Annotated in this window: 18 protein-coding genes, 1 tRNA gene and 1 rRNA gene; 11 read left to right on the top strand and 9 right to left on the bottom strand. The window is 30.4% G+C overall.

Annotation, left to right across the window (positions count from 1 at the left end; genetic code table 11):
- Position 1: 1 nt before the first annotated feature.
- Both zapA and AMN84_RS03010 read right to left on the bottom strand, forming a co-directional pair.
- A complete protein-coding gene (zapA, locus tag AMN84_RS03015; RefSeq protein WP_075483222.1) occupies positions 2-439 on the bottom strand; it encodes a cell division protein ZapA in 438 nt (145 codons plus the stop codon).
- Entirely contained in the window at positions 427-750 is a 324-nt protein-coding gene (locus AMN84_RS03010; protein ID WP_075483221.1) for a 5-formyltetrahydrofolate cyclo-ligase, read from the bottom strand. Before AMN84_RS03010 ends, zapA begins: the two co-directional genes overlap by 13 nt.
- Before the next feature lie 44 nt (positions 751-794).
- Between AMN84_RS03010 and tkt the strand changes: the two genes are divergently transcribed.
- The 11 genes from tkt to AMN84_RS02955 all read left to right on the top strand — a co-directional run bounded on the left by tkt (position 795) and on the right by AMN84_RS02955 (position 9,006).
- The gene (tkt, locus tag AMN84_RS03005; RefSeq protein WP_425304108.1) at positions 795-2,735 is read left to right on the top strand and encodes a transketolase; all 1,941 of its coding nucleotides are present in this window, start codon (positions 795-797) and stop codon (positions 2,733-2,735) included.
- A complete protein-coding gene (gene gap, locus AMN84_RS03000; protein WP_075483219.1) occupies positions 2,732-3,739 on the top strand; it encodes a type I glyceraldehyde-3-phosphate dehydrogenase in 1,008 nt (335 codons plus the stop codon). The genes tkt and gap overlap by 4 nt, the downstream gene beginning before the upstream one ends.
- On the top strand, positions 3,739-4,917 hold the full coding sequence (locus AMN84_RS02995) for a phosphoglycerate kinase (RefSeq protein WP_075483218.1): 1,179 nt from the start codon (positions 3,739-3,741) through the stop codon (positions 4,915-4,917). The genes gap and AMN84_RS02995 overlap by 1 nt, the downstream gene beginning before the upstream one ends.
- A 1-nt stretch (position 4,918) precedes the next feature.
- The gene (locus AMN84_RS02990) at positions 4,919-5,929 is read left to right on the top strand and encodes a class I fructose-bisphosphate aldolase (RefSeq protein ID WP_075483217.1); all 1,011 of its coding nucleotides are present in this window, start codon (positions 4,919-4,921) and stop codon (positions 5,927-5,929) included.
- The gene (gene thiE, locus AMN84_RS02985; RefSeq protein WP_082254969.1) at positions 5,916-6,521 is read left to right on the top strand and encodes a thiamine phosphate synthase; all 606 of its coding nucleotides are present in this window, start codon (positions 5,916-5,918) and stop codon (positions 6,519-6,521) included. Before AMN84_RS02990 ends, thiE begins: the two co-directional genes overlap by 14 nt.
- A complete protein-coding gene (efp, locus tag AMN84_RS02980) occupies positions 6,518-7,078 on the top strand; it encodes an elongation factor P (RefSeq protein WP_075483216.1) in 561 nt (186 codons plus the stop codon). The genes thiE and efp overlap by 4 nt, the downstream gene beginning before the upstream one ends.
- A gap of 32 nt (positions 7,079-7,110) precedes the next feature.
- Entirely contained in the window at positions 7,111-7,821 is a 711-nt protein-coding gene (locus AMN84_RS02975) for an inositol monophosphatase family protein (protein WP_256998149.1), read from the top strand.
- Between the two features lie 35 nt (positions 7,822-7,856).
- A complete protein-coding gene (gene rpmE, locus AMN84_RS02970) occupies positions 7,857-8,084 on the top strand; it encodes a 50S ribosomal protein L31 (RefSeq protein ID WP_075483214.1) in 228 nt (75 codons plus the stop codon).
- A gap of 3 nt (positions 8,085-8,087) precedes the next feature.
- Positions 8,088-8,672, top strand: a complete 585-nt coding sequence (locus tag AMN84_RS02965; protein WP_075483213.1) for a cell cycle transcriptional regulator TrcR — start codon at positions 8,088-8,090, stop codon at positions 8,670-8,672.
- Positions 8,673-8,731: 59 nt separating this feature from the next.
- On the top strand, positions 8,732-8,926 hold the full coding sequence (rpsU, locus tag AMN84_RS02960) for a 30S ribosomal protein S21 (RefSeq protein WP_075483212.1): 195 nt from the start codon (positions 8,732-8,734) through the stop codon (positions 8,924-8,926).
- A 3-nt stretch (positions 8,927-8,929) separates the two neighbouring features.
- A tRNA-Met gene (locus AMN84_RS02955) sits at positions 8,930-9,006 on the top strand.
- A 1-nt stretch (position 9,007) separates the two neighbouring features.
- On the opposite strand, the gene AMN84_RS02950 is transcribed toward AMN84_RS02955, so the two are convergent.
- From AMN84_RS02950 to rrf, 7 genes are all read right to left on the bottom strand, one after another.
- Positions 9,008-9,700, bottom strand: coding sequence for a transaldolase family protein (locus AMN84_RS02950; protein ID WP_082254968.1), 693 nt, complete (start codon positions 9,698-9,700; stop codon positions 9,008-9,010).
- Position 9,701: 1 nt separating this feature from the next.
- Entirely contained in the window at positions 9,702-11,099 is a 1,398-nt protein-coding gene (locus AMN84_RS02945; protein ID WP_179850694.1) for an NAD(P)(+) transhydrogenase (Re/Si-specific) subunit beta, read from the bottom strand.
- Positions 11,096-11,407: a proton-translocating transhydrogenase family protein gene (locus tag AMN84_RS02940; protein ID WP_075483210.1), complete on the bottom strand. Its 312-nt coding sequence runs from the start codon at positions 11,405-11,407 to the stop codon at positions 11,096-11,098. Before AMN84_RS02940 ends, AMN84_RS02945 begins: the two co-directional genes overlap by 4 nt.
- Before the next feature lie 2 nt (positions 11,408-11,409).
- Entirely contained in the window at positions 11,410-12,498 is a 1,089-nt protein-coding gene (locus AMN84_RS02935; protein WP_075483209.1) for a Re/Si-specific NAD(P)(+) transhydrogenase subunit alpha, read from the bottom strand.
- A 5-nt stretch (positions 12,499-12,503) separates the two neighbouring features.
- Positions 12,504-12,614 (bottom strand): aa3-type cytochrome c oxidase subunit IV, encoded by a 111-nt coding sequence (locus AMN84_RS02930; RefSeq protein WP_075483208.1) that lies wholly within the window; start codon positions 12,612-12,614, stop codon positions 12,504-12,506.
- A gap of 3 nt (positions 12,615-12,617) precedes the next feature.
- Complete coding sequence (gene ykgO, locus AMN84_RS02925) at positions 12,618-12,743, bottom strand: type B 50S ribosomal protein L36 (RefSeq protein ID WP_075483207.1); 126 nt, start codon at positions 12,741-12,743, stop codon at positions 12,618-12,620.
- A 9-nt stretch (positions 12,744-12,752) separates the two neighbouring features.
- Positions 12,753-12,867, bottom strand: a 5S ribosomal RNA gene (rrf, locus tag AMN84_RS02920).
- Positions 12,868-12,918 lie beyond the last annotated feature (51 nt).

Here is a 12,918-nt window from a genome sequence, read left to right as displayed (position 1 = left end):
TCTAATTTTTAAGATTAATTCGCTCAACAAATTCCTCTATTTCTTTTGCGGTATTAGAAATTAATTGATCATAATTATTATTTATTTTATCAAGCTCTTTTTGCAAGTTGTTGATATCGTTGTTCAATTTAGTTGCTTCATCTTCTTTTTCATCCTTGTAGCCGTATACAAGAGATTTCAGTTCTTTAAATTTTTCAGTAAGATTGTTTAATTCTAGCTTTTTTTTCTCAACATTTTTTTTGGTATCAAAGTACTCATCCATCACTTTAATAGCGGTGATCAATAATAATTTATTCTCACCTATATTTCCTAAGTCATTTTTTAATTTTTCAAATTTTTCGTTTAAATTTGCTGCTAGCTCCTCAAGATGATCCTCTTGACCATCCTCACATGAAAGAAGAAAGTCTTTTCCATTAAACTTAATATTTACATTTGCCATTTTTCAATCTCTTCAAGTAAAGTATCTGTTTCTTGATTTAATTCATCAATTTTTTCGTTAAACTCTAATCTTTTCATTCTATCATCTTTTTTTTCTACCTTCATTTGTTTGATTTTGACTTGAAGATTGTCGTGTTCATCGCTTAAATTTTTGTATCTTTTTTCCAATTCGTTTTTTTCAATTTCTAATTGATTTTTTTGATCAATTAATTCTTTTATGTCTCCACTTATCTGGTCATTTTTGAGGTCAAGTTTTTTTAATTTCTTAAGAGCGTCTTCAAGTTTTTTTTCTTTTTCGCTGATATATTTCATATATATATAATTATATATTAATGAGTCTCTTAGTCTAGATAGGAATATTTTTGAAAATAAAACATAAAGATTTAGCTAATGCTGTAAGATTTCTGTCTTTAGATGCTGTTGAGGCAGCAAATTCTGGTCATCCTGGAATGCCAATGGGAATGGCTGATGTTGCTACAGTTTTATTTAAAAACTTTTTACGATTTAATCCAAAAGATCCTAGCTGGTTTAACAGAGATAGGTTCGTTCTTTCTGCTGGTCATGGGTCCATGCTTCTTTATTCAATTTTATATCTAACTGGTTATAAAAGTGTTTCTATAGATGATATCAAAAATTTTAGAAAACTAGACTGTATTTGTGCTGGCCATCCAGAGTATCACTCAAATTCAGGCATAGAAACTACAACTGGACCATTAGGACAAGGTATATCTAATGCTGTAGGTTTTGCGCTTGCTGAAGAAATATTAAAAAAAAAGTTAGGAAAAAAAAAGATAGATCATAAGACTTATGTCTTGGCAGGAGACGGGTGTCTTATGGAAGGAATAAGCCATGAAGCCTTAAGTTTTGCAGGTCATATAAAATTAAAAAATTTGATACTGCTTTTTGATAATAATTCTATCTCGATTGATGGCCCTACAAATCTTGCCGTTTCTGATAATACAAAAAAAAGATTTGAGAGTTATGGTTGGAGCTATTTAGAAATAGATGGACATAATGAAAAACAAATTTTTACCGCTTTAAAAAAAGCTCAAAATTCAAAAAAACCATTTGCTATTTCTTGTAAGACTTTAATTGGTTATGGCTCACCAAATAAAAGCGGAAAAGCATCATCGCATGGAAGCCCGTTAGGTACCGATGAGGTAAAGCTAGTAAGAAAAAAATTAAAATGGAATTATGAGCCTTTTAAAATCCCTGAAAAAATTTTAAATGAGTGGAGAAAAATTGGAGAAAACGCTTCCTCAAAAGCAGATAAAAATAAATCATATTCACCTGAATTCAATATTTTTAACGATGAAATTATAAGTGAAATAGATCAAGTAAAAAAAGATTATATAAAATCATTAGAGCCAATTGCAACGAGAAAATCCTCAGAAAAATTTTTAGATATAATTTCGAAATTGCCAAATTTGATCGGTGGCTCGGCTGATCTTGCAGGTTCAAATAATACAAAAACAAAAAATCATAAAATAATTAAACCAGGAAGTTTTGGAGGGAATTATATTCATTATGGGGTAAGGGAACATGCAATGTGTGGAATTATGAATGGAATCTCTTTGCATAGTAATCTCATTCCATATGGTGGAACTTTTTTAATATTTAGTGATTATTGCAAGCCTTCTATCAGATTAGCAGCGATGATGGGTCAAAGAGTTATATATGTTTTAACTCATGACTCAATCGGTTTGGGAGAAGACGGACCAACTCATCAGCCTGTTGAACAGCTTGCAATGTTGAGATCTATACCAAATTTAAATGTATTTAGACCCTCCGATACCATTGAAACTTTTGAATGTTGGCAGTTGGCTTTGGAAAGTAAAAATAAACCAAGTGTTATTGCTCTTACAAGACAAAAAATAGAACCAATAAGAAGAGAGGTGATTGCAAACAATCTTTGTTCTAAAGGAGCTTATGAAATTTTAAGAAATGGAGATAATCTTAAGGTAACGTTATTGGCAACAGGCTCTGAAACTGACCTTGCAATAAAAGTTAGTCATAAATTAGCCACAGAAAATATTTATTCAAAGGTTATATCAATGCCCTGCCATGAAATATTTGATAGTCAAACCAATGACTATAAAAAAGATATTTTAGAAGAAGGTGCTCTTAAAGTTTCTATAGAGGCATCAGAAACAAGTTATTGGAAAAAGTATACAGGTGCCAATGGATTAAATTTAGGAATAGATAACTTTGGTAAGAGCGCGCCATATAAAGATATTTATAAACACTTTGAATTAGATGTTGAAAATATTGTAAAAAAAATAAAGAAAAATTTATGAAAACAAAAATTGGAATTAACGGTTTAGGTAGAATAGGTAGAATGGTGGTTCGATCAATATTTGAGGAGGATCATTCTGACCTAAAGATTCAACATATTAATAATAGAGCTGATATTGAGACTGCTTGTGCTTTACTGAAAAGAGACAGTATTCATGGAAAATTCAATGCTGATATATCAATAGAAAAAAATCATATAAATATAAATGGCAATAAAATTTATTATTCACAAAAAGATAAACTAGAAGAAATTAATTGGAAAGATAATGATGTTGATTATGTACTTGAATGTACTGGTAAATTTAATTCTAAGGAAAAATTAATTCCACATTTAGATAATGGAGCAAAGAAAGTAATTGTTTCCGCGCCATGCAAAAATGCTGATAAGACAATAGTGCTTGGGGTTAACGAAAAGGAACTTAAAAAGGAGCATAAAATTATATCTGCAGCGTCGTGTACGACTAATTGTCTTGCGCCAGTTGCGCATGTTTTAAATGAAAATTTTGAGATTGAAAAAGGTTTTATGACTACAATTCATTCTTTTACAACTGATCAAAGGATATTAGATAATTCTCATAAAGATATAAGAAGAGCTAGAACGGCTAGTCAATCAATAGTACCGACCTCAACTGGTGCCTCAAAAGCGATTGGTGAAATTATACCTTCTTTAAAAGGAAAGCTAGAAGGTGTAGCAATGAGAATACCAACCCCAAATGTTTCTTTAATTGAATTAATATTTTGCTCCAAAAAAGATCTCTCTGTTGAAAAAATTAATTCTGCTTTTAAAAACTTCAGCAAGAAACAGAAAATTAAAGTTTTAGAAATTACAGAAGAAAAACTTGTTTCCATTGATTTTAATCACAACCCAGCTTCCTCTATAGTGGATGCATCATTAACAAATGTTATAGGTAAAAATATGGGTAAAATTTCTGCTTGGTATGACAATGAGTGGGGTTTTTCAAATAGAATGTGTGATATTGCGACGTATCTTCATAAAATTTCTTAATGAACAATATTAAAGATCAAGAAAATATTAATCAAAAGGTAATATTATTAAGATTGGATTTAAATGTTCCTTTAAAAAATGGAGTGATCACAGATCAAACAAGAATTGATAAAATCTTGCCTGTGATCAATTTTTTAATAAAAAAAAATTGTAAAGTGATTATAATTTCACACGTTGGAAGACCTAAAGGAAAAGTAAACAAAGAACTTTCTTTGAAACCGATTTGTGAAAATTTAGAAAGCAAAATAAATCAAAAAATCAAACTCATTAATGAAGATATCTTTAAGATTAAAAAAGATAAATTATTTGAAAATTTCGATGGTCAAATAATTTTTTTAGAAAATATCAGGTTTTATGAGGAAGAAGAAAAAAATGACAAAAATTTTTCAAAACAATTGGCGAGTCTTGCAGATCTTTATGTAAATGATGCTTTTTCTTGCTCACACAGAGCTCACGCCTCAATTAGTAAAATCACAGAATTTTTGCCGTCTTTTGCTGGGTTGCAATTGGAAACTGAAATAAATGCACTCAAGAAAGTAACGAGTGAAATAAAAAGACCAATTACATGTATAATTGGAGGATCGAAAATTTCAACTAAGATTAATTTAATTAAAAATTTAATACCAAAATTTGATAACATTATTGTTGTTGGTGGAATGGCAAATAACATTTTAAGCTATAAAGGAAATTCGATAGGAAAATCAGTCAAAGAAGAGAATTGTGAAAAAGAAATAGAAAACATTTTTAAAACCTCTAATGATCATTCATGTTCGATAATTTATCCAAAGGATGTCAAAATTGGAAAAAGCATGGATGACGAATCTCAAATTAAAGACTTAGCTGAAGTATCAGCAGATGATTTTATTTTAGATATTGGCCCAAAAACTCTAAAAAAAATCGAAGATATTATCGAAAATAGTAAAACTGTTTTGTGGAATGGTCCAGCAGGTTATTTCGAAAATCCAAATTTTGCTTTAGGTAGTTATGAAATAGCAAAAATGATTATTAAAAAAAATAAAGATAATTCAATTTACTCTGTTGCAGGAGGTGGGGATACAATTGCAGTGTTAAATCAGATAAATGCAATAAATGATTTTAATTTTGTTTCAACTGCTGGTGGAGCTTTTTTAGAATATCTTGAAGGTAAGGAGCTACCTGGTATAAAAGTTTTAAATTAATATGTCTGAACTAAGTAATATTGTAATTAAAATTCTTGGGAGTGGTAAAGGAATTCTTGCTGCAGATGAAAGCACGGGTACAATGACCAAAAGGCTAGATAGTGTAGGTGTGCCATCAACCCCAGAAAATAGATTACTTTTTAGAGAAACTCTTTTTTGTTCATCAGAAATGAAAAATTGTATTGGTGGAGTAATACTGTACGACGAAACAATTAAGCAGACATCCTCAAAAAAAAACAAGATACCAGAATTAATTGAGAGTATGGGGTCTTGTGCAGGAATAAAAGTAGATACTGGTGCAAAAGTTTTAGCTGGGTCACCAAATGAAAAAATTACAGAAGGGTTAGATGGTTTAAGGGATAGATTAAAAGAGTATTTTAAACTTGGAGCAAAGTTCACCAAATGGAGAGGTGTTTACAATATATCAAAAGATTTCCCGAGTAAATTATCTATTCATTCCAATGCACACGCGTTAGCTAGATATTCCGCATTAGTACAAGAATGTAATATGGTGCCAATTGTTGAACCAGAGGTTTTAATGGATGGAGACCATTCCGCTAAAGAGTGTTTTCAAAAAACCTCCGAGGTCATTAAGAAGTGTTTTGAGGAGCTTATTCTTCATAAGGTTGATTTAAAAGGAGTAATATTAAAACCAAATATGATTTTAGCTGGAAATAAATCAAAGGAAAAAATCTCTAATGAAGAGGTAGCAAAATTAACCTTGGAATGCTTGAAAAGCTCTGTGCCCTCGGAAGTTCCTGGTATAGCTTTTTTATCTGGTGGACAGTCAGAACTAGAGGCAACAGAAAATTTAAATTTAATAAATAAATTAAATAAGACTAGTTTTATAATGAGTTACTCTTACGGACGAGCGTTGCAGCAAGGTGCTCTTAAATTTTGGTCTAAGAATATAAAAGATATTGAGGGAACCCAAAAAGTATTTAACCACAGAGCAAAAATGAATACTCTTGCTGCTCAAGGAAAATGGTCTAAAGAAATTGAGAGTCGATAAAAAAAGGTTTATTTATTTAATTTCACCAAACAAAATTAAGAAGAGTTTTTATAATAATTTAAAAGCCGTTCTCAGTTCCAATTTAGTAAGTTATTTTCAATTAAGACTAAAAAATTATTCTTTAATAGAGAAAAAAAAAATTGGAATAAAAATCAAAAAAATTTGTAAAAAGTATAAGGTAAAATTAATAATAAATGATGATCCTAATCTGGCAAAAAAAATTGGTGCAGATGGTTGTCATTTGGGACAAAATGATATGGTCATTAAACTAGCAAGAAAAATTTTAAGAAAAAAAATCATTGGTATTACATGTCATAATTCAAAAAAATTGATTAGACAGGCAGTTAAAGATGGTGCAAATTATATTGCGATTGGTGCTTTTTTCAAATCAAAAACGAAAAAAGTAAATTACATTGCAAAACCAAGTTTAATATCATGGGTTAAAAGATTCACAAAGCTACCTGTTGTTATAATTGGAGGAATAACTAATAAAAATTTTAGAAAACTTCTGTTGCATAAACCGAACTTTTTAGCTATCTCAGGAGGCATTTGGGATAAAAAACCGGCAAAAGCAATTAAAGAATTTTTATGAAAATAAACGCTAATGAAATTAAAGTTGGAATGTTAATTGAATACAAAGATGATCTTTGGGAAATTTTAAAAACACAACACGTCAAACCTGGCAAGGGTGGAGCCTTTTGCCAAGTTGAGATGAAGAGTATAAATAAAAATACAAAGCTAAATGAGAGATTCAGGTCTAACGATTCGATAGAAAAAGCAAGTATAGAGAATATTGAATTTAATTATTTGTATGATGATGAAATAAATTACTACTTTATAAATCAAAAAAATTTTGAACAAGTAGAAGTTAAAAAAGACATAATAGGAGAAAAAGGCAAACTACTAAAAGAAAACTTAAATGTCGATCTGATATTTCATGAAGATAAAGCTATAGGTATTGAGTTACCAAATCAAGTGCAGTTTAAGATAAAATCAACCGATGTTGCGTTAAAAGGTCAAACAGTCTCATCATCTTACAAACCTGCAATTTTAGAAAATGATATAAAAATTCAAGTTCCACCATTTATAGAAAGTGGAGATGAAATATTAGTAGATACAAGAACAATTGAATATATAAAAAAAGTATAAACATGAACTCGATTTCTCCAAATCTAAATTTAATGATAAAGTCTTGTGAAAAAATTTCTAAAGTATTGATAAGAGACTTTGGAGAAGTTGAAAAACTTCAAGTTTCAATAAAAGGGCCAAAAAATTTTGTCACAAATTCAGATAGAAAAGTTGAAGATATGTTGGTTAATGAACTATCTAAATCAAAAAAAAAATATTCTTTTTTAACTGAGGAGAGTGGTTTTATTAAAAATGAAGATAAAGAGAACTTTTGGGTTATAGACCCAATAGATGGCACAACAAATTTTATAAATGGCATACCCCATTTCTGTATTTCAGTTGGCTTAGTTTTAGATAATGAAATTGTGTCAGGTGTAATATTTGATCCTATTAAAGATGAAATCTATTATGCAGAGAAAAATTCTGGTGCATACATGAATAATAAAAGTATAAGAGTTTCAAGAAAAAGAGAAATTTCTGAATGTTTATTCTCATCTAACAGTAAAAATATTTCTTCAGACGGTTTGACGATTCGAATTACAGGTAGTGCGGCTTTAGATCTTGCATACGTATCATGTGGAAGATTTGATGGAAGTTTTCACAAAAATTTAAGTTTATGGGACATTGCAGCAGGCTCAATATTAGTAAGAGAGGCTGGCGGAGTTTTAAGTGATATTGATTTAAAAAAAACCGAAAATATCAGCCTAATTGCATCTAACCAAAGTATTGAAAAGGAAATTAATAACAAAATTTCTATGTTTTAATTGTTTTATAATTTTCATTTGCTATAAGACACGTTATGAAGAAAAAAATTCATCCTAACTACCACAAAATTAAAGTTGAAATGACTGACGGTTCTCAGTTCGAAACAAGATCCACCTGGGGGACCGAAGGGGATATTCTTAAATTAGAGATTGATCCTAAATCTCATTCTGCATGGACGGGTGGTAAACAAAAACTTTTGGACAAAGGACGAGTGAGTAAATTTAATAAAAAATTTCAAAATTTAAAAACTAGTAAAAAATAATTTATGTCTATAACACCACTAATGCCCATGGCTACTGCCGTTTGGCTTGTAGAAAATACTACATTAACTTTTAAACAAATTGCTGACTTTTGTAATTTACATGAAGTAGAAATACAAGGTATTGCAGATGGAGAAGTTGCTAAAGGAATTAAAGCGTATAATCCAATTACATCTGGACAATTAACAAAAGAGGAGATCGACCTTTCAAGTAAAGACCAGGACAGGCCTTTAAATATAACTAGTGGTGATATTGAGATTTCCTCAGACGAAAAAAAAATTAAAAAATATGTCCCTTTATCTAAAAGACAGGATAAACCAGACTCTGTTTTATGGTTGATTAAAAGCTATCCACAATTGAAAGACTCTCAAATAGCTAAACTTGTGGGCATAACAAAAAACTCGGTTATATCTATTAGAAATAAAAGTTATTGGAATTATAATAATTTAAATGCGAAAGACCCAGTAGCAATGAATTTATTTACCCAAAAAGATCTTCTTGAGGCAAGTGAGAAAGCAGAAAGACGTATAAAGAGAGAGAAAAAATTAAAAGAGAAGGCTTTAAAAGCAAGTCAAAGTCAAAATTCTTAAAAATTTGATAGACATGAAATTTTATAAGTGTTATTTAAACTTTTTTTCTGGAGGATGTTATTAAAATAGAAGTTAAAGATAATAATGTAGAACAAGCTTTGAGAGTTTTAAAAAGAAAACTCCAAAGAGACGGTTTTTTTAAGATAGTCAAACTTAAAAACACTTATGAAAAACCATCTGAAAAAAAAAAGAGAATCCTGCAAGAAAATATTAAAAGAGTAAAAAAACTAAATAAACTAAGAAATAGAATTTAATATCGCGGGGTGGAGCAGTCTGGTAGCTCGTCAGGCTCATAACCTGAAGGTCGGCGGTTCAAATCCGTCCCCCGCAACCAATTAAATTTTAAACCTTGACTTCTTGCTGTCGACTAGAAAACCTTTAACTGTATCTTTAGTGAGTTTATCAAAAGATTTTCCAAAATTTTCAATTGTTTCAATTATTTTTGGAGGTACGGTTATTATGTGACAACCTAATTCTTTTGCCTGTAAAAGATTGTATGCCTCTCTTGTACTTGCCCATAATATTTCGACGTTTTTAAATTTTTTTGAAATCTTTAAACTTTTTTTAAATTCAGGTAGTGGATTTTTTCCTGCATCAGCCATTCTTCCAGCAAATATGGATATTATTACCTTAGTTTTTTTATCTATATTTTTTAAAATCTTTTGTGTTTGTGTTGCATTATAAACAGCAGTAATATTTAGTTTAATTTTTTTTGAATTTAAAGTTTTTATCACTTTACCTGTAAACATACCCCTTGTATTTGAGTAAGGAACTTTTACAAACACATTTTTACCCCACTTAGAAATTTTTTTTCCTTGCTTTATCATTTCGTCATGATCATCTGCAAATACCTCAAATGAAATTGGTTTTTTCGTTACTCCTAAAATTTTTTTTGAATAGTTTTGATAGTCTTTTGCACCTGCTTTTCTCATTAAAGACGGATTAGTTGTAAAACCTTTAACAATTTTTTTTCTATCAAATTTTTTGATTAAATTTATGTCTGCGATGTCACAAAATATTTTTGTCAATTTATAAATTTTTAATTATATCTTCTGTCATTTTTTTTGCATCTGCAAATAACATTAAAGTATTATCTCTATAAAAAAGATCGTTGTCTATGCCTGCATAGCCTGGTGATAAACTTCTTTTGACAAACAAAACTGACTTACTTTTTTCAACGTCAAGCACGGGCATGCCATATATAGGACTTTGAGGATCTGTTTTAGCAACTGGATTTGTTACATCATTTGCTCCTATTACATACGCAACATCACAATTTGCAAAGTCATTATTGATCTCCTCCAACTCAAAAACTTCATCATAAGGAACGTTTGCTTCAGCTAACAAAACATTCATGTGTCCTGGCATTCTGCCCGCAACAGGGTGAATCGCATATGATACTTTAACACCATTTTTTTTCAAAGAGTCTACCATTTCTCTTAATGCATGCTGCGCCTGTGCAACTGCCATTCCATATCCAGGAACAATGATAACTGACGAGGCATTTTTCATTAAAAAAGCTGCGTCATCTGCATTTCCACTTTTAACTGGTTTTTGCTCTTTATTTGTTTTGCCCGAGGTTTGATCCGTCCCTCCAAATCCTCCAAGAATAACATTAAAAAATGATCTGTTCATGCCCTTGCACATTATGTAAGATAATATTGCACCTGAGGAACCTACTAAAGCACCAGTAATTATTAAGGCAGTATTTTCTAGGGTAAAACCTATTCCAGCTGCAGCCCAGCCTGAATATGAATTAAGCATCGAAATTACTACTGGCATATCTGCGCCACCTATTGGAATGATTAATAAAAATCCAACTAGAAAAGAAATTGCAATTAATGACCAGAAAAAATTAGGAGACTGATTTAAACATAAAAAATATGTAAGAACTATAATAGAAATTAAAATTAATAAGTTTAATATGTGTTGTCCTGGAAAAGTTATTGGAGACCCTGACATTATTCCTCTTAATTTAAGAAATGCTATTATTGAACCAGAAAAAGTAATTGCCCCAACTGCTGCTCCTATTGACATCTCAATTAAACTAGCAAGTTTGATATTTCCTGAAGTACCTAGATTAAAAACTTCAGGACTTATAAAAGCAGATATTGCAACAAAAACTGCTGCTAAACCTACTAAACTATGAAAGCCAGCTACTAATTCTGGCATCGCAGTCATAGGTATTTTAAATGCAATGAAAGCACCTATTGATCCACCAACTAGCAAGAAAAGTATTACATATAGAAATCCACTTGAAAAATTATCTATAGAAAGGAAAGTAACAGTTATTGCAATTGCCATTCCAATTATTCCAAACAAATTTCCTTGTCTTGAGGTTTCTGGAGAAGACAAGCCTCTTAATGCTAAAATAAATAAAATTCCCGAGATAAGGTAGAATATTGCTAATAAGTTTGCAGAGATCATTTTTTATCTTTCTTTTTTTTCTTGTACATTGCCAACATTCTTTGTGTCACCAAAAATCCACCAAAAATATTTATTGCTGCTAATATAATAGCTAAAAATCCAAATATACTTGATTGATTAAAAACACTTAAACTTGAGCCTGCCAATGAGGCAATAATTGCTCCAACTATAATTACTGAAGATATTGCATTAGTCACAGACATTAGAGGTGTATGCAATGACGGAGTAACACTCCATACAACATAGTAGCCAACGAAGATTGAAAGTATAAATATACTTAGTCTAAAAATAAACGGGTCAATTTCCATAGTTATTTTACCAACGTTTCCTTAATAATCTCATCTTCTAAATTAATATTAACACTCTTTTTTTCTTTATCATAAAGATTTGATACAAAATTGAATATATTTTTTGAATATAAGTTTGAAGCTGAAACTGGAAGCTTATTTAATATGTTTTTCTCACCCATAATCTTTACCCCATTTAAATCCACAACCTCATCAGCTTTAGTTACTGCTGTGTTTCCACCTTGAACAGCCGCCAAATCATAAATTACAGAACCTGGCTGCATATTTTTAATCATACTTTCTTTAATAATTACAGGAGCTTTTTTACCAGGTATTAACGCTGTACAAATAACAATATCTATTTTTTTTAATGTTTCAGAAAGAAGATCTTCTTGCTTTTTCTTAAATTCATCAGAAGTTTCCTTGGCATATCCACCTGAAGTCTCAAGATTCTCTGCTCCTTCCACAGTTAAAAATTTACCCCCTAAACTTTCAACTTGTTCTTTGGATGACATCCTTACATCTGTTGCGAAGACTATGCCACCTATTCTTTTTGCTGTTGCAATCGCTTGCAATCCGGCAACACCTGCACCTACAACTAAAATTTTTGCTGCTGGAATTGTACCTGCCGCTGTCATCATCATTGGGACTGCTTTTTTAAAATTTGCAAAAGCCTCTATAACAGCTTTGTATCCTGCTAGATTAGCTTGTGATGAAAGAATGTCCATCGATTGAGCTCTTGTAATTCTTGGTAATAATTCTAAAGAAAAGACATTAATTTTCTTTTTTGATAAGCTAGAAATAATTTCTTTATTTGAGTAAGGGTTAAATACACCAATTAAATTTTGGTTTTCTTTTAAAGAATTTAAATTATCCTCAGATGGTAAATTGAATTGAAGTATGAAATTAGAGTCAGTCAAAATTTTTTTCTTGTCTGAGGTGGTTTCAGCACCTAAAGACTCATATGCATTGTCATCTAAACCAATATGTTCAGCATATCCTTTTTCTATTAATACTTTAAAACCTAGACTGATAAATTTTTTTACATTTTCAGGAGTAATTGCAACCCTGCTCTCAATTTTTTGATCTTCTCTAATGGAACCAACTATCATTTAAATTATATTAAGAAAATAGCTAGTAGCGTTAGAATAACAATGACTGAAATTGTCCCCCAAAGAACAAATTTGGTAAAATTATCCCATGTTTTTTTATGGTTTTCATTATCCATAAATTACTTCTGTCTAGCTTTAAATTTTGGGTTTTTTTTGTTAATTATGTAAACTCTGCCTCTTCTCTTAACTAACTTCGAATTAAGATCTCTTTTTTTTAACGATTTTAGGGAGCTTTTTATTTTCATAATTTATTAGCCTGGCAACGTCCTACTCTCCCATGTCTTAAGACAAAGTACCATCGGCGCAGAAGGGCTTGACTACCGAGTTCGGAATGGGATCGGGTATAACACCTTCGCAATAATCACCAGGCATAAGACTTATACTTAAAATTTATAAGTTGTAAATAATAATTTTATCTTG

This window comes from Candidatus Pelagibacter communis (genome assembly GCF_001180105.1).
Classification (GTDB): domain Bacteria; phylum Pseudomonadota; class Alphaproteobacteria; order Pelagibacterales; family Pelagibacteraceae; genus Pelagibacter; species Pelagibacter ubique_K.
The sequence above is the reverse complement of the archived record's forward strand: the minus strand, read 5'-3'. Positions and strand labels throughout refer to the sequence as shown.

Coding starts and splice junctions, on each gene's coding strand:
- zapA (WP_075483222.1), bottom strand. CDS start 439: ATGGCAAATGTAAATATTAAGTTTAATGGAAAAGACTTTCTTCTTTCA.
- AMN84_RS03010 (WP_075483221.1), bottom strand. CDS start 750: ATGAAATATATCAGCGAAAAAGAAAAAAAACTTGAAGACGCTCTTAAG.
- gap (WP_075483219.1), top strand. CDS start 2,732: ATGAAAACAAAAATTGGAATTAACGGTTTAGGTAGAATAGGTAGAATG.
- AMN84_RS02995 (WP_075483218.1), top strand. CDS start 3,739: ATGAACAATATTAAAGATCAAGAAAATATTAATCAAAAGGTAATATTA.
- AMN84_RS02990 (WP_075483217.1), top strand. CDS start 4,919: ATGTCTGAACTAAGTAATATTGTAATTAAAATTCTTGGGAGTGGTAAA.
- efp (WP_075483216.1), top strand. CDS start 6,518: ATGAAAATAAACGCTAATGAAATTAAAGTTGGAATGTTAATTGAATAC.
- AMN84_RS02975 (WP_256998149.1), top strand. CDS start 7,111: ATGATAAAGTCTTGTGAAAAAATTTCTAAAGTATTGATAAGAGACTTT.
- rpmE (WP_075483214.1), top strand. CDS start 7,857: ATGAAGAAAAAAATTCATCCTAACTACCACAAAATTAAAGTTGAAATG.
- AMN84_RS02965 (WP_075483213.1), top strand. CDS start 8,088: ATGTCTATAACACCACTAATGCCCATGGCTACTGCCGTTTGGCTTGTA.
- AMN84_RS02945 (WP_179850694.1), bottom strand. CDS start 11,099: ATGATCTCTGCAAACTTATTAGCAATATTCTACCTTATCTCGGGAATT.
- AMN84_RS02940 (WP_075483210.1), bottom strand. CDS start 11,407: ATGGAAATTGACCCGTTTATTTTTAGACTAAGTATATTTATACTTTCA.
- AMN84_RS02935 (WP_075483209.1), bottom strand. CDS start 12,498: ATGATAGTTGGTTCCATTAGAGAAGATCAAAAAATTGAGAGCAGGGTT.
- AMN84_RS02930 (WP_075483208.1), bottom strand. CDS start 12,614: ATGGATAATGAAAACCATAAAAAAACATGGGATAATTTTACCAAATTT.
- ykgO (WP_075483207.1), bottom strand. CDS start 12,743: ATGAAAATAAAAAGCTCCCTAAAATCGTTAAAAAAAAGAGATCTTAAT.